The sequence below is a fragment of the Ciceribacter thiooxidans genome, assembly GCF_014126615.1.
GTDB classification, from domain to species: Bacteria; Pseudomonadota; Alphaproteobacteria; order Rhizobiales; family Rhizobiaceae; genus Allorhizobium; species Allorhizobium thiooxidans.
The window spans coordinates 3012002-3033712 of record NZ_CP059896.1 but is presented as its reverse complement, the minus strand read 5'-3'; the positions used below and the strand labels follow the sequence as shown (position 1 = coordinate 3033712).

The 21711-nt window shown below is 63.0% G+C and carries 35 protein-coding genes; 30 read left to right on the top strand and 5 right to left on the bottom strand.

Features of this window, described 5'->3' with window-relative positions:
* Window positions 1-44: 44 nt before the first annotated feature.
* The 4 genes from H4I97_RS14905 to H4I97_RS14890 form a co-directional block, all read right to left on the bottom strand.
* Window positions 45-299 carry a hypothetical protein gene (locus tag H4I97_RS14905; protein ID WP_182305426.1) on the bottom strand — a complete coding sequence of 85 codons (255 nt, stop codon included), beginning with the start codon at window positions 297-299 and terminating at the stop codon, window positions 45-47.
* Between the two features lie 79 nt (window positions 300-378).
* On the bottom strand, window positions 379-567 hold the full coding sequence (locus tag H4I97_RS14900; RefSeq protein ID WP_244658665.1) for a hypothetical protein: 189 nt from the start codon (window positions 565-567) through the stop codon (window positions 379-381).
* A gap of 209 nt (window positions 568-776) precedes the next feature.
* Window positions 777-1157, bottom strand: a complete 381-nt coding sequence (locus H4I97_RS14895; RefSeq protein ID WP_182305424.1) for a hypothetical protein — start codon at window positions 1155-1157, stop codon at window positions 777-779.
* Window positions 1158-1210: 53 nt separating this feature from the next.
* On the bottom strand, window positions 1211-1894 hold the full coding sequence (locus H4I97_RS14890; protein ID WP_182305423.1) for a S24 family peptidase: 684 nt from the start codon (window positions 1892-1894) through the stop codon (window positions 1211-1213).
* 83 nt (window positions 1895-1977) lie between these two features.
* Here H4I97_RS14890 and H4I97_RS14885 point away from each other — a divergent pair, with 83 nt between their 5' ends.
* Window positions 1978-2175 carry a hypothetical protein gene (locus H4I97_RS14885; protein WP_182305422.1) on the top strand — a complete coding sequence of 66 codons (198 nt, stop codon included), beginning with the start codon at window positions 1978-1980 and terminating at the stop codon, window positions 2173-2175.
* Window positions 2176-2209: 34 nt separating this feature from the next.
* Window positions 2210-2551: a hypothetical protein gene (locus tag H4I97_RS14880; RefSeq protein ID WP_182305421.1), complete on the top strand. Its 342-nt coding sequence runs from the start codon at window positions 2210-2212 to the stop codon at window positions 2549-2551.
* 1 nt (window position 2552) lies between these two features.
* Here the strand turns inward: H4I97_RS14880 and H4I97_RS14875 are convergent, their stop codons facing one another.
* A complete protein-coding gene (locus tag H4I97_RS14875) occupies window positions 2553-2969 on the bottom strand; it encodes a hypothetical protein (RefSeq protein WP_182305420.1) in 417 nt (138 codons plus the stop codon).
* Window positions 2970-3364: 395 nt separating this feature from the next.
* Between H4I97_RS14875 and H4I97_RS14870 the strand changes: the two genes are divergently transcribed.
* The 28 genes from H4I97_RS14870 (at window position 3365) to H4I97_RS14735 (ending at window position 21681) form a co-directional block, all read left to right on the top strand.
* On the top strand, window positions 3365-3856 hold the full coding sequence (locus H4I97_RS14870; RefSeq protein ID WP_182305419.1) for a phage regulatory CII family protein: 492 nt from the start codon (window positions 3365-3367) through the stop codon (window positions 3854-3856).
* Window positions 3857-3860: 4 nt separating this feature from the next.
* Window positions 3861-4355 carry a hypothetical protein gene (locus tag H4I97_RS14865; RefSeq protein WP_182305418.1) on the top strand — a complete coding sequence of 165 codons (495 nt, stop codon included), beginning with the start codon at window positions 3861-3863 and terminating at the stop codon, window positions 4353-4355.
* On the top strand, window positions 4355-4540 hold the full coding sequence (locus H4I97_RS14860; protein WP_182305417.1) for a hypothetical protein: 186 nt from the start codon (window positions 4355-4357) through the stop codon (window positions 4538-4540). Before H4I97_RS14865 ends, H4I97_RS14860 begins: the two co-directional genes overlap by 1 nt.
* Window positions 4540-4785 (top strand): DUF4031 domain-containing protein, encoded by a 246-nt coding sequence (locus tag H4I97_RS14855; protein ID WP_210297084.1) that lies wholly within the window; start codon window positions 4540-4542, stop codon window positions 4783-4785. Before H4I97_RS14860 ends, H4I97_RS14855 begins: the two co-directional genes overlap by 1 nt.
* Window positions 4782-6206: a hypothetical protein gene (locus tag H4I97_RS14850; RefSeq protein ID WP_182305415.1), complete on the top strand. Its 1425-nt coding sequence runs from the start codon at window positions 4782-4784 to the stop codon at window positions 6204-6206. Before H4I97_RS14855 ends, H4I97_RS14850 begins: the two co-directional genes overlap by 4 nt.
* Window positions 6203-6787 (top strand): hypothetical protein, encoded by a 585-nt coding sequence (locus H4I97_RS14845; RefSeq protein WP_182305414.1) that lies wholly within the window; start codon window positions 6203-6205, stop codon window positions 6785-6787. Before H4I97_RS14850 ends, H4I97_RS14845 begins: the two co-directional genes overlap by 4 nt.
* Window positions 6784-7080: a hypothetical protein gene (locus H4I97_RS14840; RefSeq protein ID WP_182305413.1), complete on the top strand. Its 297-nt coding sequence runs from the start codon at window positions 6784-6786 to the stop codon at window positions 7078-7080. Before H4I97_RS14845 ends, H4I97_RS14840 begins: the two co-directional genes overlap by 4 nt.
* The gene (locus tag H4I97_RS14835) at window positions 7077-7397 is read left to right on the top strand and encodes a hypothetical protein (protein WP_182305412.1); all 321 of its coding nucleotides are present in this window, start codon (window positions 7077-7079) and stop codon (window positions 7395-7397) included. The genes H4I97_RS14840 and H4I97_RS14835 overlap by 4 nt, the downstream gene beginning before the upstream one ends.
* Complete coding sequence (gene dnaN, locus H4I97_RS14830; RefSeq protein WP_182305411.1) at window positions 7394-8515, top strand: DNA polymerase III subunit beta; 1122 nt, start codon at window positions 7394-7396, stop codon at window positions 8513-8515. Before H4I97_RS14835 ends, dnaN begins: the two co-directional genes overlap by 4 nt.
* Window positions 8515-8799 (top strand): hypothetical protein, encoded by a 285-nt coding sequence (locus H4I97_RS14825; protein ID WP_182305410.1) that lies wholly within the window; start codon window positions 8515-8517, stop codon window positions 8797-8799. The genes dnaN and H4I97_RS14825 overlap by 1 nt, the downstream gene beginning before the upstream one ends.
* Entirely contained in the window at window positions 8796-9356 is a 561-nt protein-coding gene (locus H4I97_RS14820) for a phosphohydrolase (RefSeq protein WP_182305409.1), read from the top strand. The genes H4I97_RS14825 and H4I97_RS14820 overlap by 4 nt, the downstream gene beginning before the upstream one ends.
* Window positions 9350-10045, top strand: a complete 696-nt coding sequence (locus H4I97_RS14815; protein WP_182305408.1) for a hypothetical protein — start codon at window positions 9350-9352, stop codon at window positions 10043-10045. Before H4I97_RS14820 ends, H4I97_RS14815 begins: the two co-directional genes overlap by 7 nt.
* Window positions 10042-11277, top strand: coding sequence for a hypothetical protein (locus tag H4I97_RS14810; protein ID WP_182305407.1), 1236 nt, complete (start codon window positions 10042-10044; stop codon window positions 11275-11277). Before H4I97_RS14815 ends, H4I97_RS14810 begins: the two co-directional genes overlap by 4 nt.
* Window positions 11264-11902 carry a transcription termination/antitermination protein NusG gene (gene nusG / locus H4I97_RS14805; RefSeq protein ID WP_182305406.1) on the top strand — a complete coding sequence of 213 codons (639 nt, stop codon included), beginning with the start codon at window positions 11264-11266 and terminating at the stop codon, window positions 11900-11902. The genes H4I97_RS14810 and nusG overlap by 14 nt, the downstream gene beginning before the upstream one ends.
* Window positions 11903-12064: 162 nt before the next feature.
* Window positions 12065-12478, top strand: coding sequence for an HNH endonuclease (locus tag H4I97_RS14800; RefSeq protein WP_244658664.1), 414 nt, complete (start codon window positions 12065-12067; stop codon window positions 12476-12478).
* A 136-nt stretch (window positions 12479-12614) separates the two neighbouring features.
* Window positions 12615-13103, top strand: coding sequence for an AraC family transcriptional regulator (locus tag H4I97_RS14795; protein ID WP_182305405.1), 489 nt, complete (start codon window positions 12615-12617; stop codon window positions 13101-13103).
* Window positions 13103-14806 carry a terminase large subunit gene (locus H4I97_RS14790; RefSeq protein ID WP_182305404.1) on the top strand — a complete coding sequence of 568 codons (1704 nt, stop codon included), beginning with the start codon at window positions 13103-13105 and terminating at the stop codon, window positions 14804-14806. The genes H4I97_RS14795 and H4I97_RS14790 overlap by 1 nt, the downstream gene beginning before the upstream one ends.
* A gap of 58 nt (window positions 14807-14864) precedes the next feature.
* Window positions 14865-16097, top strand: coding sequence for a phage portal protein (locus tag H4I97_RS14785; RefSeq protein ID WP_244658663.1), 1233 nt, complete (start codon window positions 14865-14867; stop codon window positions 16095-16097).
* A 72-nt stretch (window positions 16098-16169) separates the two neighbouring features.
* Window positions 16170-17027, top strand: a complete 858-nt coding sequence (locus tag H4I97_RS14780; RefSeq protein WP_182305402.1) for a head maturation protease, ClpP-related — start codon at window positions 16170-16172, stop codon at window positions 17025-17027.
* Window positions 17028-17037: 10 nt separating this feature from the next.
* On the top strand, window positions 17038-18453 hold the full coding sequence (locus H4I97_RS14775) for a phage major capsid protein (RefSeq protein WP_244658662.1): 1416 nt from the start codon (window positions 17038-17040) through the stop codon (window positions 18451-18453).
* A gap of 73 nt (window positions 18454-18526) precedes the next feature.
* Window positions 18527-18967: a hypothetical protein gene (locus H4I97_RS14770; protein ID WP_182305401.1), complete on the top strand. Its 441-nt coding sequence runs from the start codon at window positions 18527-18529 to the stop codon at window positions 18965-18967.
* A gap of 51 nt (window positions 18968-19018) precedes the next feature.
* Entirely contained in the window at window positions 19019-19300 is a 282-nt protein-coding gene (locus H4I97_RS14765) for a hypothetical protein (protein WP_182305400.1), read from the top strand.
* A 15-nt stretch (window positions 19301-19315) separates the two neighbouring features.
* Window positions 19316-19903: a head-tail connector protein gene (locus tag H4I97_RS14760; RefSeq protein ID WP_182305399.1), complete on the top strand. Its 588-nt coding sequence runs from the start codon at window positions 19316-19318 to the stop codon at window positions 19901-19903.
* Window positions 19904-19926: 23 nt separating this feature from the next.
* Window positions 19927-20280, top strand: a complete 354-nt coding sequence (locus H4I97_RS14755) for a hypothetical protein (RefSeq protein WP_182305398.1) — start codon at window positions 19927-19929, stop codon at window positions 20278-20280.
* 3 nt (window positions 20281-20283) lie between these two features.
* Window positions 20284-20622 (top strand): head-tail adaptor protein, encoded by a 339-nt coding sequence (locus H4I97_RS14750; RefSeq protein ID WP_182305397.1) that lies wholly within the window; start codon window positions 20284-20286, stop codon window positions 20620-20622.
* Window positions 20619-21074, top strand: a complete 456-nt coding sequence (locus H4I97_RS14745) for an HK97-gp10 family putative phage morphogenesis protein (RefSeq protein ID WP_182305396.1) — start codon at window positions 20619-20621, stop codon at window positions 21072-21074. The genes H4I97_RS14750 and H4I97_RS14745 overlap by 4 nt, the downstream gene beginning before the upstream one ends.
* Entirely contained in the window at window positions 21071-21478 is a 408-nt protein-coding gene (locus H4I97_RS14740; protein WP_182305395.1) for a DUF3168 domain-containing protein, read from the top strand. The genes H4I97_RS14745 and H4I97_RS14740 overlap by 4 nt, the downstream gene beginning before the upstream one ends.
* Window positions 21479-21486: 8 nt before the next feature.
* A complete protein-coding gene (locus tag H4I97_RS14735) occupies window positions 21487-21681 on the top strand; it encodes a hypothetical protein (RefSeq protein ID WP_244658661.1) in 195 nt (64 codons plus the stop codon).
* Window positions 21682-21711 lie beyond the last annotated feature (30 nt).

The window sequence follows — 21711 nt, the reverse complement described above, 5'->3', positions numbered from 1 at the left end:
TGGAAACCGCAGCGGAAAAGCTGCGGAAACCGGAGCGGATCAGGTCAGCGGGTCGGCGCGCATTCGGCGCCGGCAGGCCCGCCGGTCGGCGTACCGGCGATGGCGATGCTCTCTCCCGTGGCAGACAGCCGTTCCTCATCGAACCATTCCGCTCGCATGAGGCTGCCGTCTTCCTTCGCCTTCGGCATGACGCAATACTGGCGGCATCCGGCGATGTAATCCGAACGTCCGGTAACGAACCCCTTGAACCCGGTGACTGCCTCGACGACTTCCGCGCCGAGATCGAACTTGAATGGCATGGTCTTCTCCTTTGCTTCCGTTCGGGAAACCGCAGCTGGCAAAGCGCCGTGGGAGGCTGCGGAAACCGGAGCGGAGGCGTCAGGCGACGCGGCGGGTGGAGCGCTCGGCGACGATGATCGCGGCTTCGTGCGAGAAGGCTTCGATCTCGTCCTCGGTGAAGCCCTGGCGCTTGAGGTCGAGGCGGGTCATGCCTTCGCCGGTCTCGATTGCGTAGTTCGCCATCCGTTCGGCGATGGCGCTGGTCTCGGTGTTCTTCCTTGCAGGCATAGGCGTCATCCAATCGTTGTGATCCTCCCCTCGACCGCCCGCCGCCGGCCGAGGGGGTGGGAGCCGGCGGCGGGGGCTTGCGGTCATCCCGCCCTGGGAGGTCAGGGGAGGCGGGATGGAGAGAGAATAGGCAAATTCCTATCATTCGGTCAATAGGAAAAATAGGATTATGCCTATTGCGATCAAGCGGGCTGATTTCTGATTGAGAACTAAGGCCTGCGGGCCTGATACTGCCAGAGAGACAGGCCGTCGACGCGCACGAGTTCCATGATCAGTTTGTCATCTGGACGGTTGATGCGAATAACGCACTCTGATCTCTTGTGAACGATCGCGGCGGATGAGGTCGTCGCCTCATAATCGATGATGTATGTCACGTCCGTTGGTGTGAGCGTGCCGGCATCAATCTTGAGAAGCTGGCGGTTGACCGCCTCCTCGGATGCCCCCAGCTTCTTCATGAGCGCCGCGAACTCGTCGCGGGTAAATTTGTGGGTGCTATGCGTGTATGACATCCGATGGTAGAGGCTTGGCACCGGCTGGCGAGCGGCAATCGACTGGTCGCAGGCAGCGAGCTCCTCGATCTCGCTGGCCATAGCGACGCGGCTAAGGAACAGGATGCTAAAGGTGATGATCGTTGCTGTAGGCTTCAGATCGTAAATCTCCCGAGATAGCGCCCAAGAATGTGAATTTCGTCGAGCGTGAGTTCCCTTTCGCCATGGCGCGGGTTGTCTGATGAGATTTTCACCGTAATCACATCAGCCCCTGGGCGCGAGGTTACTTCGAGTCTCTTGACAACTACACCTCCGAATTCATCGGCCAGCGCATAGATGCCCGGTGGAGAAGGTACGCGATGGCGCGTGTCGATAAATACAACGTCGCCGTCACTGATGGTCGGCGCCATTGAATCTCCCTGCGCAGGAAAGCAAGCAAGTGCGCCGTGCCGGATTGAAAGACGGTTCATCAGCCATTCCGGTAACCGCCAGTAGTCGCGTATCGCTTCGCGGGCGAATGTTACGCCGTTCTCGCTGCTCTGCTCCAGCGTTGCGACACCGCCGCCCCCGAGGCCGGCGACCAGATCGATCTCAGGAATCATGCCGGATGCGCGGGCCGGCATTGGCACTTCCGCCGGCCGCCCACCCAACTGCTCCTCACTGAGATCGAGCAGCTCGGCGAGGCGAATTCTGTCCTTTTCCTTAAGCGTAGCCGGGACGTTGCGCTCCATGAATTGTTGCATGTAGGCAGAGTTGCGACCGAGCCGCTCGGATACCTCCTTATAGGTAAGGTTCCGGTCCTTCATACGCTTGGCGATGGTTTTGCGAACGATGTCCATGGAAATTCACTTGCATAGGAATTGACATCTGGCGAATAGGATTATACCTACTGGAAATAGTTATAGTCCTATTGGAGTCTGCGATGTCGGACATCGAGACCTTTAGAGCCAAAGTCGAAGGCTACATTGCGCGTCAGGAGATTAGTCCGACGCAGTTCGGAAAGCGTTTCGCGGGCGATCCGCTCTTTGTGTTTCAGCTAAGGAACGGGCGGGAGCCGCGCTTTTCCACGCGACAGAAGATCCTCTTGGCTATGGAGCAACAGGCGGAGGCCGCGGAATGACGGCGCTCCTGCAACAGAAGGAAAGGGTAGGGATATGCGAAACGCAATCCATGAACGGCTGCGTGCGCTCGGCTGCCGCAGCATTCCGGATGCCGGCCTCAGGTCCTGCGGCGTCGCTTTCCATATTCGCAAGAAGCGGGACAGAGACCATGCTGCCGACGCGGAATACCGGCGCCGCAAGATCGAGGATAAGGAAGACCGACGCGCTCGGGAATTGGCGGAGGTCGAGCGGCTCAAGGCGCTCGGAGGTATCGAACGGACGCCGGAGCAGCAGCGCGAATGGGCCGATCTCGTCAGCCGCAACATGCACCGGGACATCCGGTATTTCGAAGAGCGCCGCTGGGAGCGCAAGCCGCAGATCGCCGACCACGCCTGATCTAGTCCTTTTCTTGCAGGCGCTCCCGCTGGATGCGCCGTTCTTCGGCGTATTGTGCAATCGCTTTCGGCGTGGCCGCGAGGACGGAATATCCGTCGTCCATCTCCTTGTCCTCTATTCTGGACTCCATCAATTCGATGAGCGGTTCCACGTGGTCGAGGAAGGTGTTGGCCTGGATCGTGACCGGCGGCGGCCTGTCCTTCGGATGGTGGCTGCGCTCCCACATGTCCCAGTCGATATGGGCCGGGTCGGAATCCCTGGCTCTTTCGGCGCTGCCGGCTTCGTGGGCGAGATGATACCCGATCGCATGCAGCGCCGGGATCGGAAGCAACGATATGACCGCATCGAGCGTCACCTGCAGGGCGTCGATCCTGCCCCGCAGATAGGCCGGGTCGTTTTCCATTTCCTCTTCCGTCATGTCCCGTTCTCCTTGTGGTGTTTGGCGACTCGCAACCGAGCACGGGGCATGGCGGATGTCCAGTTCTCTCGCTCACGGCCTGTCGCGCGTTTTCTTTGTCCTCACGCTGTCGGCCTTCGGCCTTCGCTCCGGACGGGGCTGGATTTTTCTCGCTCACGGCCGGTCGCGCTTCGCGCTGGCCTGCGCGGGCGCCTCGCACTCGCTCGGACGGCCTTTCGGCCTGCATGGGTGCCTGCCGGAAAGGTTGGCGCTCTGGACGATTTGATGATGCCGAATGCATGCGGGCCTCCGTGATGTGACGGCCTGATTTTCTGAAATTCCGCTCATTCCCGCCACGGGAAACGACGCTTGGTTTTCCCGGCGCGGGAAAGATTTTTGTCTTTGGAGACAAGACGATGGATGCTTTTCTTTTTCGCCTGAAGGCAGCGCAGTTCGATCTGATCGAGGCATGTTGCGGGATTGAGCGCGCCGCCGAGAAATGCGGCTACGGCAAGACCACGGTCGGGCGCTGGAAGGATCGCAACGATCCGACGGTGATGCCGATTCCGGCGGTCGTCGCGCTGGAGGCCGATTGCGGGCGGGCCTTCGTCACCGCCGTGATGGCGGCGGCGAACGGACGCCGGATCACCGACCCGGAAGACGAGAAGGCGAAGCAGGCCGGCATCCTCTCGGCCCATGCCGACCTGATGCAGCGCATGGCCTCGCTCGCTGGTGATGTCGCCACGGCCTATGCCGATGGCGTCGTCAGCCCGACCGAGGCGCACATCATCGACCGCGGCGCATCGGAGGCGGAACGCTCGCTTTCCGATTTCCGCAACTCCATCGCCGTCGTCAAGGCGGCCGGCGGAGAGCGCGGCGGTTTGAAGATCGTCGGCGAGGGGGATTGAGGCGATGGGTTTCACGCTTCTTTCCCCGGTCGCCCGCGCCAAGACGTCGGAATTCAAAGTCTCCTGCATCGGCACCGGAGGACGCAACGGCGGCGACAAGAACTGGCGTATCCAGATTTCCATTCCGTCGACCGAGTTTCACAAGCATTTCGGTCAGGCAGAGCGCTTCGATATCGCGCTCGGCGATGGCGCCGACGCCGGGATTCTCTTGATCAGGGCGACGGAAAACGGAGCATTCCGCCCGACGGCGCTGAAATATTGCTTCATCTTCCGGCTGCCACCGTCCGAAACCACGCCGCAAATGGAGTTCAAGGGGCCGAACCCGGAGCGTCGTATGACGACTTCGGGCCTCAAGGTCACGCTTCCTTCCTGGGCGTGGGAGCCAGGACGCTGGGAATCCATCAGGGACGCGCGGGATATCGCACGTCGGCAGGACGCGGCGGCAGAAAAGCTGACACGCAAGGACACGCTGCAGCGCATCGGCCAGATCAAGGGCTGATGCAGATGATCGCGGCCTCCGAGCATCAGACACGACGGGAACTTCTGGTGCGGCAGGCGCAGACAGAGCGCGTGCTGCACCTCTTCGTTTCGGAAAAGTGGTCGACCTTTGCGATCGCCCGGCATCTCGGCATGCCGGAGCGCGATGTCTGCGCGCTGATCGACGACAGCGGATGGGGGCGGTGATGGTGTATGTCGACGCGCCGCGCTACCGGCTCGGCCGCATGGTGATGTGCCATATGACGGCGGACAGCCTCGACGAGCTGCATGCGATGGCGATGCGCCTCGGCGTCCGGCGCTGGTTTCAGGACAAGGCCGGGGCACCTCATTACGACCTCTGCAAGGCAAACCGTCTGCGCGCCGTAGCGGCTGGCGCGGTTGAGGTGTCGCGGCGGGAGCTTCTGAAAAAGGCACGGGAGTGCCGCCGATGAACGCACTCGCCCCGATCTCCGCCGACTCCTCCGAACTCGTCGCCACGATCGAGCGGGCGCGCACGGCGCTTTCCGCCGGCGATGTGGAGGCCGCGCTGCTGCTCTCCTCCGGGGCCTATGAGCAGGCCAAGGCGGCGGGCGCCTATGCCGAAAAGGTGAAGGCGAGCCGCGAACTGATCGACAAGGCGCGGCGCATGCAGGCCGACGCGCTCAAAATCGAAAGCCTCTGCTATGTGGCGATGGCCGACGCGGTGGACGAAGCGCAGGTGAACGGCAAGCTCTCGCGCGGTGGCCGGCAGAAAACGGTCCACGACGAGGACCGTTTCACGCTCGAAGAGGTCGGGATCGACAAGCGGCGCCTGCACGAGGCCCGCAGCATCCGCAATGCCGAGCGGGCGGAGCCCGGCTTTATCGAGCGGGTCGTCGAAGCGCGCCTCGACGAGGGACTGGAGCCGAGCCGGGCGGGGCTGAAACGCGCCGCCGGCCACGCGATCGGCACGAAGACCGCGACGAAGGACGAACGCGGTGACGACCTCTACGAAACGCCGGTCGAGGCCATGCGCACGCTCTTGGCGCTGGAAAGCTTTTCCGGGACCGTGCTGGAGCCGAGCGTCGGCAAGGGAGCGATTCTCAGGCCGCTCGAGGCGGCGGGCTATGATGTGCGGATCTCCGATCTCGTCGATCGCGGGATTGCGACGCAATTTGGCGAGCTGCAGCGGGTCGGCGATTTCCTGACCCTGCGGACGGAGGGCGAGGGCGTTGGTGCGGACATCGTCACCAATCCGCCCTACGGCATTGCCAATGCCTATATCGCCCATGCGCTGAAAGCCTTCCGGCCGGGCAAGATGGCGCTGCTGCTCAACCTCAATTTCTTCGCCGGATTCGATGATCCGGACCGCTGCTACGTGATGGATGAGAACCCGCCGAGCCGGGTCTATGTCTTCACCCGCCGCCTGCCGATGATGCATCGCGACGGCTGGGAGGGAAAGAAGGCCTCCAGCCAGATGAATACCGGCTGGTTCATCTGGGAGCGCAACGGGGACGGCAGCTACGGCAGCGAGGAAACGCGGGTGATCCGGGTGGACTGGGCGCGCTTTGCCGATGCGCCGGCGCTGCTGCCGGGAGCGGGCGGCAATGTTTCTCCGGCGGTGGTGATGGGCCCGGTCGTCGACGTGGAATTCGCCCGCGAGACGCCGCGGCGGACGGTGGAGGAGCGTGTTGCGGATCGGCTGGACGAGGCGGTGGCCTATGCCACGGGGCTGAAGTTCATCACGGCCGGCGAGTTGCGCCGGCTGCTCGGCGTCCGGCCGAGCACGGGCGACGCCCTGGTCGCGGCGCTGGTGGAACGCGGGATGTTTCTTGGCCCGTCCGACGAACAAGGCCGGTTCTGGGCGCCGGGCATGCGTGAGGAAGCGCCATGACCGAAAAGATCACCGCACGAGCCATTGTCGACGCGCTGATGACGATCAATGCAGCAAAGATCTGCGTTGTCGAAATGGAACTATTCGCAGAGACCGGACCGGGCACCTATTCGCGCCGGGTGGATTTCTGGACGCTCGAAGTCGCTGCATCGAAGCAATTCCGCGCTGTCGCTTACGAAATCAAGGTAAGCCGGCAGGACTTCAATCGCGATAGGGAAGAGAAGCAGCGGGCGGCGCTCTCCGTTTCCGACCGGTTCTTCTACGTAGCGCCGGCAGGCCTTCTGAAAAAGTCGGATATCCCGACGTGGGCGGGTCTGATGGAGTTTGATGGCAGTGACTTCAAGGTCATCAAGCGGGCGCCTGTTTTGTCAGAAAAGAGGGCGCCGAGCTGGGAGCTGATCGTCTCGGTCATCCGCAACTCCGTGACCTGCCGCCGTGACGTGGAGACGATACGCGAGATTCAGCGGATCACTGAAGGACGACTGAACCGGCTGAAAGCCAACCTCCGGGCGATCGAGAAGCGCGAAGCGGAGAGGTGGCATCGCCGCTGGCAGGCAGGCCGGAAGGCGGGTGCTCCATGAAACCAGAATTCTCCCCCGATGCACTGCGCCTCTTCCTCACCGCCCAGGTGCGCCATGCCGGCAATCTGGCGGCGAGTTTTCCGCCGGAGCGGCGGGCGGAGGATATCGCGCGGCGCAATGCCGAGCGGGCGGAAAAGGCGGTGATCGCCAAGCGCGCCAATGTATCGAAAGCGGTGCTGCAACAGGCGATGACCGGCGGCCAGCCGGTGATGGCCGCCCATGCCGAGCGGCTGTGGTTCGCGCTCGGCTTCGACCTCGTTTCCATGGAAATCATGCTGGAGGGATACCGATGAGCGGATTGCCGAACGGGCGCGACCCGGCGCGCGCCGATTACGACTGGCGGGCCTTCGCCCGTGCACTCAGGGCGCGGCGCGGACCGGATACGCGCGGCATCCGCGCCATCGGCGCCGAGATCGGCGTGACGGCTTCCGACCTTTCCCGCGCCATGGGCGGGCAGATGGTGAGCGCCGGAAAGGTGATCGCGCTCTGCCGCTGGCTCGGCGTGCCGGTGGAGCGGTTCTATCTGCCGCCGGAAGATCAAGCGGAATCAACGTGTTTCAGCAGCCGTCACGTGGAACGGGGCGGCAAGGACGAAGGAGTCGCAGCATGAAAATCGAGACGAATGCAGGCATGCTGAAAACGGCGCTGAAGGCGCTGAAACCGGTCGTGGAAAAGGGGTTCACAATCCCCGTTCTCAACATGGTCAAATGCGCCGGCGGGAGCCTGACGGCGACGGACCTCGATTGCGAATTTTCCGTCTCGCTTCCGGCGACCGCCTTCGAAGGCGAGGGGCTGCTGCCCTTCCGCGAGATGCTGGCGCTGACCTCGGTGCTCTCCGCCGACGAGCCGCTGACGATCACCATAGACGAGGATGGCGGGCCGGCGGTGGTTGCCGGGCGGGCGGGGCGCTATCGCCTGCCGACCGCAAAGGTGGAGGATTTTCCGCATATTTCACTCCCCGACAAAAGGGAGCAGATTACCGTAGACGGCGAGGCTCTGCGCCAGGCGATCAGCTATGTGCTGCCTTTCGCAAGCCGCGAAGAGACGCGCTATTATCTGAACGGAGTCTGCCTGTTCGGCCACGCCGTGGTGGCGACGGACGGGCACCGGCTGGCGCTCTGCGAGGGCGTCAATGCGCATGATTTCAAGAACCTGATCATCTTCACCAAGGCGGCCAAGCTGCTCGCCGGAATGCCGCCAGTGACAAGCCTCGGCGTCTCCGAATCCGGGCTGCGCATCGTGGCGGCGGCCGGCGGCATGCGGCTCGTCGCCAAGCTGATCGACGGGACCTATCCGGACGTCCGCCGGGTGATCCCGCAGGATGCGCCAGCAGCGGAATTTGACCGCATGGCGCTCACGGGCGCGCTGAACCGGCTGACGGCGCTATCTCCGCGAAACATGGTGATGCCGGTCGCGGTCGTTTCCGACGGCAGTTCGGTGGCGCTTTCGGCCAAAGGCTTTGACGAGGTTTCCGGAGATGAGCGCCACGCGGCAGCAGGTGCGCCGATCTCCGCGGTCTTCAACGCGCGCTACCTGCGGGAGACCTTGCGCATGGTCCGCGGCGACACGCTGACGATGAGTCAGATCGAACCGTTTGCACCGGTTGTCTTCCGGACCGGACACGAAAATCGGCTCCTGCTGCTGATGCCGATGCGCATGCACGACGACATGATCGACAGGGCGCGCGGTTTCCTCGGCGCGGCGGGTGAAGAGAAGGCGGCGGCGTGATGGCGGAGGCAGTGGCATTCGCGGGCGCCAACATGCTGTTGAAAGCACCGGCCGGGCAGGAGGAGACCGTCTCCGAGCTGCACACATTCACCAACGGTAATTGCTCCGTCTCCTGCTGGCAGCTTTCGGCGGAAGAGCGGGAGGAGGTGGCGCGCACGGGCCGCCTCTTTCTCTCGGTCCTTTCCGGACGGTCGCAGCCGCCGGTCTATCTCGGCGGTGAGGAAGAGGTGCGGGCGATCGTCGCGGACTATGGCGGCGTATGGCAGCGGGGGAGCGGGCGATGAACGACACGAGAATCGGCGGCTGGATACAGACCTATACCGGGAAGCGCTTCTATCCGCTCGACGCACGCCATGACGAGGTGGACATCCGCGACATCGCGCATGCACTTTCCATGCAGTGCCGCTATGCCGGACACTGCGTGCGGTTCTACAGCGTGGCGGAACATTGCGTGCTCCTGTCGCGGCACCTGCAGGCGGAGCACGGCAGATTGGTCGCGCGGTGGGCGCTGCTGCACGATGCGAGCGAAGCCTACATTCTCGACATTCCGAGGCCGCTGAAACCGGAGCTTGCGAACTATCGCGAGGTCGAAGACCGCCTGATGGAGGTGATCGCGAATCGGTTTCATCTCTACATCGAAATGCCCTCTGTGCTGAAGGATGCGGATTACCGGATCCTCGCCGATGAGATCGCGCAAAACCTAGTTCCTCTCCAGTGGGATAACACGCCCGGTCCACCGCTCGGCATCGATCTGAAATTCTGGACGCCGGAGCAGGCGGAAGAGGAGTTCCTTGCCCAGTTTGACGCTGTCCGTGTCGAGCGGAGTCTAGGAACATGGTGATGCCTCGCGTTCTCATCGGCTGCGAATTCTCCGGCGTCGTGCGCAACGCCTTCCTCGCGCGCGGGTTCGATGCATGGTCCTGCGATCTCCTGCCGGCCGAGGACGGCAGCAACCGGCATATCCGCGGCGATGTTCGCGACGTGCTTGGCGACGGGTGGGATATGCTCGTCGTCGTGCATCCGCCGTGCACGCGGCTTTGCCGGTCCGGCCGGCGCTGGCTTTCCGGTCCCGGCAAGATGACGCCGCCGAAGGCGCTGCCACGCGGGCGCACCTGGGAGGACATGCAGGCGGAATTCGAAGCGGGCGTCGCGCTCTTCATCGCCTGCTGGCGGGCGCCGATCGCGCGCGTCGCGATCGAAAACCCGGAAATGCACGACCTCGCCCGCGACCGGATGCCGGCGGACCTGCCGGCGCCGCAGATCGTGCAGCCGCACATGTTCGGCCATCCGGAATACAAGGCAACCGGGTGGTATCTGCGCGGCCTGCCGCCGCTCGAGGCGACCGACTGCCTGCCGGAGCCGGAAAAGGGAAGCGACGAATGGAAGGCATGGAACCGCGTATGGCGGATGCCACGCCGTCCGGATCGCGGCCACGAGCGCAGCCGGTTCTTTCCCGGCATGGCGGCTGCTGCCGCGCAACAATGGGGCGACGCGGCACTCGCCGCGATGCGACTGGAGGCGGCGGAATGAGCAACGTTGGCATACCGCGGCTTTCCGTAATACCCGGTTGGGTGGTGTCCTGCCCGGACCTCAAGGGCAAGGATCTGCAGGTGCTCTGCATACTTGGCTGCAACGCCAACCGCCGGAACGGATGGGCACGGCGAAGCCAGGTGACGATTGCCAAGCAGCTCGGCTGCGCGCGTTCCACGGTACAGGCTTCGATCAACCGGCTGGTGGATATCGGCGCGGTGGAGCGGCGCGAGGTGGTGAGCGAGAACGGCCGCGACAGCGCGCATTGGTATCGCGTGATCTACGATACGGCGCCGCCGGCCGGCTATGATTTCGATGCATATCGCGCCGACGAGGACGAGGAATGTGGTCCTATTTCCGACGCGGAAGAGGAGGCACCCCCTGCCGGTATACCGGCACCCCCTGCCGGTCCAGAGTCGGCACCCCCTGCCGGTCCAGAGTCGGCACCTATGTTAAATACCTCCTGTTTAACACCTCCTGAAGAACGGGAGAGAGAAGGCGCGAGCGCGAACGAGGGAAGAGAAGAAAATCCCAAGGCGGCGGTGCGCAAGTTCGACAAGTGGTGGCCGACCTATCCGAACTATGCCGGGACGAGCCGGGACGCGGCGCTGCGCGAATGGATGGCCATGCGGCCAGACGAGCGGGAGGACTGCATTGCGCGGACGCCGGCCTTCATCAGGGCGACCGAGGCGATCAAGGGCACGTTCGTCTATCCATCGGTCTACCTCAGGGAGCGCAAGTGGCTGCTGATGGACGTGCCGACCTCGGCCGTGGCGCCGCCCGTGCTGCACAACCCGTTCTCGCGGCCATGGATGGCGCGGCGCTTCGCCGAGCTTCTGCAGCCCATGGCGGAGCGGGGATGGCCGGCGCTGACGACCTGGCAACAGACGCAGATGCGGGACGCCGACCGGGCGCGGGAAATCGAGCGTGAGCGCCGGGCACGCTATGGCTGGCCGAAGGTGACGGAAATGCACGACAAGGCCGAAAGGCGGGTCGGCATGCTGGTGCACGGGCCGCTCGTGGGGATCGCGGAGAGCTTCGTGAAGGTGCACCGCGACAGCGACGAGGCGGCGCGATGGAAGGCGCTGCACGAGCGGATGGGCTGGCCATGGCTGCCGGAGCCATCGCCGGAATGGCTCTACTTCCCGCCGGGAGAGCCGGAAGACGCGATGGCGGAATTCAGGGCGGCAGTGGACGGCACGAGGAACGGAGCGAGCGATGATGCAGCATAGGGCGATGAACGGCGTGGCGATTGCAACATGCGCTCGGTCGAGCTTCGACGAGCGGGAGGCGGAGGCGCGGCTCGAAATGTTGGAGGCGGCATCGCGAATCATCCACGCCGATTCGCCGTGGTTTGCGCTTCGGGTGATGACCGGACGCGAGTTCGTCGTGCAGGACGCGCTCGAAGTCCTGGGGATAACCTCGCTCGTGCCGCAGCGGAAAGGGCCGGATCTGCGGCGTCGGCACAGGGTCATTCCGGGCGTTTTGCAGCCCGTGATCTACGGCTACGTGCTGGTGCAGAGCGACCCGAGCCCGTCCGTTTTGGTGGCTTTCAAAGCGGTCGACAACGTGATCGGCGTGCTCGGCGGAGCGGAGAAGCCGATGCGGCTAAGTGCCTCGGAAGTCCAGCGTTTTCAGGCGATGGCCAAGGCCGGCGCCTATGACTGGGAGCAGGAGTGCGGGATCGTGGTGAAGGCCGGCGACAAGGTGCGCGTCAAGCTCTTCGCATACTCAGGGTTCGATGCGGAAGTGATCACGCCGAACAGCAAGGGAAAGGGCGACGTGGTCGTATCGGTGAACATCTTCGGGCGGGAGACACCGGTGACGATGCCTATTGCCATGCTCGAAAAACTGTGAGAGTCATTCTTCCACTGGATGAGCTGATGATCCTGAAGTGAGCCTCTGAGAACGCCTAGAAAGCGGGGAGCAATCCCGAGGTCGGTACGCCGGTCAGCCCCAGCCCTGACAGCCTCGACGAGCGAGGCACCGATTCAGGGCCAGTGCGAAAGCTATGACCTGATGACGGATGAGAGCCCGGTGATGAGCCGGGCTTTGTCGTGTCTAAAGGGTATGGGACGCTTGAAGGCGCTGGCGCCACGCATCGGCACGATCGCTCCTCGTATAGGACGGGCGCCTGGCGACGAGAAGGCACGACTTCGCGAGCGAGACCAGACTGTGACGTGGCGCAGCTGGTACAAGACTGCTCGATGGCAGAAGCTGCGCATGTCGGTGCTGATCAGAGATCAGTTCACCTGCCAGATGACAGGATGCGGACGCATCGAGCCGAACACGTCGCTTCTCGTCGCAGACCACAAGATCGCCCATCGCGGTGATGAGGTGCTGTTCTGGGATGAGAAGAACCTGCAGTGCCTCTGTAAGACCTGCCACGACAAGCTGAAGCAGAAAGAGGAGCGGGCACAGGCTCGCTGGTAGGCTGCAAACGGCCGCAGCGGTGACAAGTCGACCACTACCTGACAAGGCTCAGCACGCGAGGGGAGGGGGTGGGTCGAAAGTCTGGAAGCCCTCGCCGCCCGGACCCGCGTCCCCCTCACGTGGAGATTTTTTTCTGATGGAAGAGAATTTCGACCTGTTCGGGCAGCCGATTCCGGAGTGGAAAGGCAAGCGCGGACGGCCGCCCTATGAGGCGACGGAAAAAGATCGCAATAAAGTCAAGCTGTTGCTGGCGCTCGGATGGTCGAACGAGCGGATCGGCAACGCGATCGGACGCTCGGCGGCCACGGTGAAGAGGTATTTTAGAGCCGAGCTCAAGGAGCGCGATGCGATGCGCGATCGGTTCGATGCACGGCGCTTCGAGATCGCCATGGAGCAGGCGAACGCCGGAAACGTCGCGGCTCTCAAGGAACTGGGGAAGATGGTGGAACGCTCGGACACGATGCTGATCGACGCTCGCCTTCGCCAGGCGCAAGGCGACAGGAAGCAAGACAAGGAAGAAAAGCAGCTCGGCAAGAAGGAAAAACAAAAGCTGGAGGCTGCGACCGCCGGAGAAGGCAGCACATGGGGCAATGACCTGCTGCCCGGCGTTCACAAGGTGCAGTGATGGACACGGCATGGGTGCCGGCTTCGACCTGGTCGACGGCGGTTCCGGATTGGAAGGAGCGAATCCGCAACCGCCGGCCGCTCGTCCCGGACTTGCCGCTCTACGATGCGGTTGCCGAAAAGGCACTCCGCATCTTCAAGCGGCTGCGGGTTCCGGACATCATCGGAAACCCGACCTACGGAGAGGTTTGCGACGACTGGGTCTTCGATTTCGTTCGCGTCGTCTTCGGCAGCTATGATCCGGAGACGAAACGCCGGGCACTGCGGGAGTTCTTCCTGCTGGTGCCGAAGAAGAACGGGAAGTCGTCGATTGCCGCGGCCATCATCGTTACTGCGGCCATCCTGAACGAACGACCGGAAGCGGAATTGCTGCTAATCGCTCCGACGAAGCAGATCGCGGATATTTCCTTCAAGCAAGCGGCCGGTATCATCCGGTTGGACGACGAACTATCGAAGCTTTTTCATCTTCAGGATCACCTGAAGAAGATCACGCACCTGAACACGCTTGCGGTCATCGTCGTCAAGGCCGCTGCGGCTGACGTCATCACCGGATCGAAGGCGACCTACATCCTGATCGACGAGACGCATGTCTTCGCAACGATCGCCAAGGCCGCCGATATCTTCGTCGAAATCCGTGGTTCGCTTGCAGCCCGCCCTGACGGGTTCCTGCTCCAGATCACGACGCAGTCGAAGACGCCGCCGGCAGGCGTGTTCAAGGCGGAACTCCAGAAGGCTCGCGACGTTCGCGACGGGCTCTTCGATTTTCCGATGCTCGCCGTCCTTTACGAGCTGCCGCCGGAAGATGCGGTAAACGGTGGATGGAAGCGGCGCGAAACGTGGGGTCTGGTCAATCCGAACCTCAACCGCTCGGTCAATGAGGACTATCTCGCCGGAGAGATAGCGACAGCCGAGCGCGAAGGTCCGGAAAAGCTGGCGCTGATCGCTTCGCAGCACTTCAACGTCGAGATCGGTCTCGGTCTGCATGCCGATCGATGGGCCGGCGCCGCCTACTGGGAGGGGGCTGGCGACAAGGAACTCACGCTCGATCACATCATTGCCGAGTGCGATGTGTGCGTGGTGGGGATCGACGGCGGCGGGCTCGACGACTTGATGGCGGCGTCTGTCATAGGCCGTCATGCCAAGACACGGGTATGGCTTCACTGGGTTCGTGCCTGGGCCTATCCGGATGTCTTTGAACGGCGCAAGGAAATCGCGCCTCGCCTGCGCGACTTCGAAAAGGATGGCGACCTGGTCGTCTGTGAAGATCCCGATCAGGACATCGCCGAAATCGTGGATATCTGCGAGCGGCTGCATCTGGCGGGCCTCCTGCCCGAGCGCGCCGGTATCGGCCTAGATGCATTCGGGATCGCGAGCCTGCTGGACGCACTTGCAGAGCGAGGCATGGCAGGTGAGCTTACAATGGCCGTTGGCCAGGGATGGAAGCTCCAGTCGGCAGTCACGACGCTGCCGCGCAAACTGAAGGACAGAACCATGCGCCATTGCGGCCAGCCGCTGATGGCATGGGCTGTCGGCAATGCGAAGACAGAGCTCAAGGGCTCAAACTACATCGTCACGAAGCAGGCGGCCGGCGCGTCGAAGATCGACCCGCTGATGGCAACTTTCAACGCGGCGATGCTGATGTTTCTTAATCCCGAGGCCAATGGGCTTTCGGTTTACCGCGATCGCGGTCTTCTCGTGATGTGAATTAGGAGCGGCCGTGGCATTTTGGTCAAAATTGTTCGGCAGGGCGGATGCACCGGCCGTGCAGCCGCAAGCTGCTTATCAGGACAAGGGCGGCGGCGTCGTCATCTCGACGCCACAGGAACTGGAGGCGGCCATGCGCGGCGGCTCCATGACCGGAGCCGGGCTCGCGGTTACACCGGATCGGGCAATGCGCGTTGCCGCAGTCTACGCATGTGTCCGGATCCGCTCCGGCGTCGTCGCCAACATGCCGCTGCACATCAAGCGGCGGATCGACGAACGGACGCGCGAGGATGCGTCGGACGACCCGCTTTGGAAGATCTTCCGGCGCCGTCCGAACCGATGGCAGACGCCTGCCCAGTTCAAGCGGATGATGCAGGCGCATCTCCTGTTGCGCGGCAATGCCTATGCAATGATCGTGAAGTCGCGCCAAAGCGTGATCGAACTGATTCCCATGCACCCCGACAGGGTCAAGCCCCGCCAGAACGACGACCTGTCGATCAGCTATACTTATACGCGCAAGGATGGAAAACAGATCACGCTCGCGCAAAGCGAGGTTTTCCACCTCGTCGGATTGACGCTCGACGGTGTGGTCGGTGTGTCCGTGATCACATATGCTCGCGAGACCATCGGACTCTCGATGTCCATGGACAATTACGGCGCTTCCGTCTTCAAGAACGGCGCGCGCCCGAGCGTCGTGCTGAAGCACCCGAACAAACTCGGACCGGAGGGCGTCGAATTCCTCCGCGCCAGTCTGGACAACTATCGAGCCGGCGGGGAGAGCGAAGGCAAGGCGCTGATCCTCGAAGAGGGAATGTCGACCGAGCAGCTTTCGATGACATCCGAGGATGCTCAATGGATCGAAAGCCGGAAATTCTCACGCACCGATATCTCCATGTTCTTCGGCGTGCCGCCACACATGATCGGCGACACCGAAAAATCATCTTCCTGGGGGACCGGCATCGAAGTGCAGACACAGGGGTTTCTGACCTTCAGCGCCGAGGATGACCTGACGACATGGGAAGAGACGATAAACAGGGACCTCATTCCGGAAGAGAGCAATCTGTACGCAAAGTTCAACAGGGCTGCACTGGTGCGCGCCGACATCAAGGCCAGATGGGAAGCGCACGTAAAAGCCCTGCAGTGGGGCGTTTCGAGCCCGAACGAAATCCGCGCGCTCGAAGACATGAACCCGAGGGAAGGTGGAGATGTTTTCTACCCGCCGCCGAATACCGCCGGCGGCAAGAGTGATGGTGGCGGCAATGAGCCAGCCCAAGACCCTGAAAGCCGTTAGGCCGGTTCCCCGGCCTGCCGGATTGCTGAAAAGCGGCGCGATGATCAGCCGCCCTGCGGGAGGTTCCAGAAAATGAGTTTGCGACAGTTGCCCGAGGCAAAGACATTCCAGCGCCCGCAGAATTTTCAGTGGGACGCCCCGTCGGATGTGCTCGCAAAATGGGCAGAGGTACCCATGGCCGCCGGCGAAGAGTCCGACAATACGATCACCATGTTCGAGGTGATCGGTGAGGATTGGTGGACCGGCGGCGGCGTCACCGCCAAACGCGTGTCGGCGGCATTGCGCTCGATCGGCAGCAAGGACGTGACGGTCAAGATCAACTCTCCCGGCGGTGACATGTTCGAGGGGATCGCGATCTACAACCTGCTCCGCAATCATCCTGCCAAGGTGACCGTCGAAGTGCTTGGCTGGGCGGCCTCGGCGGCATCCATCATCGCCATGGCCGGCGACGAAATCCGCATGGGTCTCGGTACCTTCATGATGGTGCACAATGCCTGGGGTGTCGTCGTCGGAAACCGGCACGACATGCGCGAGGCAGCATCGCTCTTCGACGGATTCGACAGTGCGATCGCCGATATCTACGAAGCGCGCACCGGCATGAAGCGCAAGGATATCGAAAAGCTCATGGACGCGGAAACCTTCATGGGACCGTCCGAAGCCGTCGAGAAGGGCTTCGCCGATACCGTCGACAATGCCATCGACAGTTCTTCTTCGGCCAACACCAAGAACATGGATCGCGGGCTGATGGCCCGCCGCCAGACAGAGGCCGCGCTAGCGAGAGCCGGCTTTACCCGAGACAAACGCTCCGAGCTCCTGTCCGAGATCGGAGCATCCGCGGCCCCGCGAGATGCAAGCCGCCACTCCGCCGCGCGCGATGCAGGCATAGACCTGGCTGCCATCCGGCAGCTGATCGAAACGATCCGAACCTGAGGATACTCAAATGAAAACCGGAAAATTCATCGCGACACTCTGTGTCGCAGCGATCGCCTGCGCCTTCATCGCGTTTACCGTGTCCGGCGCCGTCGATTTCACCGCCCTCGTGCACACTCCCCATGCCCTCGGCACGTCGCTCGCAATGACGATGGCGCCTGCGCTCAATCACCGGGCTCGTGGCCTCACGGGCGTCCGCGCCGACAGCAGCAACGCCGCGGCTATCCTTGCCGAACTCAAGCAGACGTTCGAGGCTTTCAAGGCCGAGCGTGATGCGGAGCTGAAAGGCATCAATGCAAAACTGGCGGACGTCGTTCAGACGGAAAAGGTCGATCGCATCAATTCTGAGGTGACGAAGCTCCAGAAGGCACTCGACGATGTGAATGCGACCCTCGCCGCCATCAAGATCGGCGGCGGATCCGGCGATGCTGTCGACCCAGCCAAGGCAGAGCACGCGGCCACTTTCAACAAGTGGTTCCGCAAGGGAGATCGTGCGGTTGATGCCGATATCCGCGACCTCGAGGTCAAGGCATCGCTCTCGACTCTTTCCGATCCGGACGGCGGCTACGTGGTTCCGGAGGAGATGTCGAACACGATCGACCGTGTCGTCGGCACCGTGTCGGCAATGCGCAGCATCGCCACCGCCATGACCATTTCCACCGACACCTACAAGAAGCTCGTCAATATGGGCGGCGCGGATGCCGGATGGGTCGGCGAGAAGGATGCACGGCCGGAGACTGCGACACCGACCTTGCGCGAGCTGGTTTTCAACACGGCGGAAATCTACGCGAACCCCGCCGCAACGCAGACTCTGCTCGACGACGCCCGCGTCGATATCGCGGCCTGGCTGGCAAACGAGGTTTCGATCACGTTTGCCGAACAGGAAGGTGCTGCCTTCATCAGCGGTAACGGCGTGATGAAACCCCGCGGCATTCTTGCCTACGACACGGTCGCCAATGCATCCTATGCCTGGGGCAAGATCGGTTTTACCGCTACTGGTGCCGCCGCCGATTTTGCGGCGACCAATCCTGCCGATGCACTGATCTCGCTTTTCTACAGCCTGAAAGAGGGCTACCGGAATGGTGCGTCCTGGCTGACGTCGGATGCCGTCATGGAAACGGTCCGCAAGTTCAAGGACGGACAGGGCAACTATCTCTGGGCGCCTCCGAGCGGCCCGGCGAACGTCGCCACCATCCTCGGAAAGCCGGTCGCGACCGATGACAACATGCCGGCACTCGGCGCGAATGCCTTCCCGGTCGCTTTCGGTAATTTCCAGCGCGGGTACCTGATCATCGATCGGTTCGGCATCCGCGTCCTGCGCGACCCCTATACCAACAAGCCGTACGTGCACTTCTACACGACGAAGCGCGTGGGCGGCGGCGTGCAGAACTTCGAGGCGATCAAGCTCCTGAAGTGCTCGACGTAACGTGCAGCCACGACGCCAGACGGCGGCGGCGAGCGCCGCCGTCAACCTCAATCTTCACAGAAGGAATAGCGAGATGAAGGATATTCACTCGGATTTCACGGTGGTTTCGGCCATCGGTGCAGCGGTGCTCTCGGCGGACAACACACCCACGGCCATCGACCTGCAGGGCTACAATGCCGCGGAGATCCTGCTGGCAATCGGCGTCGGCGGGATCACCTTCGACACGACCAACAAGATCGAGTTCAAGGTCACGCATTCGGACGACGATTCCACCTATACCGCCGTCGAGGCGAAGGACATCCTCGGTGTTGCCGCCGTTGGCAGCGGCGGGATCATCAAGGCATTGACCGCGGCCCATGCCGCGGCGGCGGCCTATCGCTTCGGTTATGTCGGCGGCAAGCGCTATCTCAAGATCCTCGCCGACTTCTCCGGAACCCATGCGGCCGGAACGCCGATCGCTGGCCTCGTGGTCAAGGGGCAGGGTTACAACCAGCCCGAAGCCGACCAGGCGTAATACCGTTACGGGGCGGGTGACCGCCCCGTCCACTCAAAGGAGAATCCAGCCATGAAAGCGAAGGTCGTGAAAGCATTTCCGGGCCGCCCGGACAAGGAAGCGATGACGCGCACCATCACCGTCGGCGAAATCATCGACGGCGATCTCGCCGAAGTCGCCGTTCGGGAGAAATGGGCGAAGCCGCACCGGGACAATGCCGAGATCGCGTCAGAGAAAGCGGCGAAAGATGCCGCGGCCGAGGCCAAGGCCGATCAGCAAGCCGCCGAAAAGACGGCCACGACCGAGGCGGAAAAGAACGCCGCCGAAGGCGATGGCAAAAGCATCGACCAGTAAGAGCGAAGGCCGCCCATGCTCCGCCCAGTCCGTATCACGCCTCCTGCCGTGAGCCCGGTATCGATCGACGAGGCCCGCGCGCATTGCCGGGTCGACAGCGATGACGACGATGCCGTCATCTTGGCATTGATCGACGCAGCCGTTTCGCATCTGGACGGATGGTCCGGTGTGCTTGGGCGGTGCCTGATCGACCAGGACTGGCGGATCAGTTTCGGCGACTGGCCGGCATGCCGGTTCATGCGGTTGCCGCTTCCCGACGTCTCTGCCGCCACGGTCAAGTATTTCGACAGCGACAATGTGGAGCAGACCGTGTCTGCCTCGCTTTTCACCAGCATTGAAGACGAGCGAGGGACTGTCGTTCGTTTCGGCGACAGCTTCACCTTTCCGAGCGTCTACGACGACCGCAGCGACGGTGTGCGGGTCGAGTTCACGGCCGGATATGGCGCGGCGGCCACCGACGTGCCGCCGGCAATCCGCACGGCGATCCTGCTCATGGTCGCGCACTGGTACAACAACCGCGAGGCTTCGGCCGAGGGGCCGCAATCGGAAATTCCCTTCGGTGTGTCGGCACTGATCGCACCGTTCCGGCGCGTCGGCGTCTAGTTCCCGCAACAGGAGACAAGAACATGGCAGACCTCAGCATCCAGAATCTGTCCGACGAGGACGGCGGTGCGATCACCTTTGCCGCGGCTGCGGCCGGCGGCGACAAGTTCGTGTGGGACAGTCGCGCCTTCGTCGTCATCAAGAACGATGACGTCTCGGCAAAGCAGGTGACGGTGACCGCCGCCTACACCACGATCGCGGACTCCCGCTACGGGGAACTCACGCGCTCCAATATCGTGCTATCCGTCGCCGCCGGTGCGACCGCGATCATTCCGCCGCTGCCCGTCGCGTTCCGCAACAGCGCCGACAGCAACAAGGTGGCGCTGACCTATGACGCTGTGACCTCGCTCTCGGTTGCGGCCGCGCGGATCCAGTAAGCCATGACCGGCGCCGGGGATCTCCGCGAGCGGGTGGCGTTCGATGCCCGCGCCGCCGTCGACGACGGCCACGGCAATGAGCGGTCTGACTTCGTCGAGCAGTTTCCTTGCCGGGCCTCGTTCACACCGCTTCGCGGTGGAGAGACGGTGATCGCCTCCCGGCTCGAAGGGCGGCAACCGGTCGTCGTGCGTGTTCGTGCCTCGTCGAAGACGAGGCGGATTGCGACCGACTGGCGGATGCGCGATCTGCGCACCGGCTTTGTCTACGCCGTGCGGTCGGTCATCGAGACATCGGACCGGACGTGGGTCGACGTAACGGTCGAAAGCGGCGTGGCGGCATGAGCGTTCAGGGTCTGGACAGGCTTCACCGCAAGCTCACCCGCACCATTCCGGAAAGGGTTCTGGCGCGCGTCCGCGAGGCGATGGAGCAGGCGGCCGAGGAAGCTGTCGATGTCATCAGGAGCCTGGCTCCGGAAGACAGCGGGGCGCTGAAAGACAGCATCGGGTGGACATGGGGCGATGCGCCAAAGGGCAGTATCGCACTCCTGACCAGCAAGCGCACCGCTGGCGGCATGCGCATCACCATATATGCCGGCGGCGGCGATGCCTTTTATGCGCGCTTCGTCGAATTCGGAACTTCTCCGCACGTCAACAAGGGCAAGTTCGCGGGAACGCAGAATCCCGGAATGGCGGCGCAGCCATTCTTCTTTCCGGGCTGGCGCATGGTTCGCCGGAAAGCAAAGCGCCGCATGACCGGAGCGATCCGTAAAGCGATCAAGGAAGGTGCCAGATGAGCGTCGGTCAGGAGCTATGGGATGCGGTGCGCGGAGCGATGCTTGCCGATGCCGCGGTCATGGCACTGGTCAATGCCGTCTATGACAAGGTGCCGGACAGTCCATGGGGCGACAAGAACGCCTATATCAGCCGTGGGCCCTTCTACGGCATTCCCGATGATGCGGAGTGCATCGACGGGCAGGAGATCACGGTGCAGCTCGATATCTGGTCGCGCCGGCCCGACCGCTGGTCGATGGACGACATGATCGCCGCCGTTCGTGCCGTGCTGCACGAGCAGGATTTCGATCTCGGAACATCGGCGCTTGTCAGCCTGCGGGTGTCGCTGTGGCGGATCATCGATGATCCGGACCCTCTGACCGTGCACGGCGTCGTGCAGCTCGACGCGCTGGTCGAGGCCGCATGATGGCGTGGATGATCGTGAAGGCGGAAGGGAACTACCGCCGGCCGGGAAGCCGGCTCTCCTTCAATTTCAAGCCGTCGGCCGCGCCGCAGCAATGGCCTCGCGACGTCGTCGATTATGCCGTGTCGAAAAAGCTTGCGACACGGACAAAATCTCCCGCGCGCGCCAGTGCGGCGCGGAAGACCGCATCCCCGGACGCGGAATAGCAATACCGATATGACCACGGCCGAAAGGCC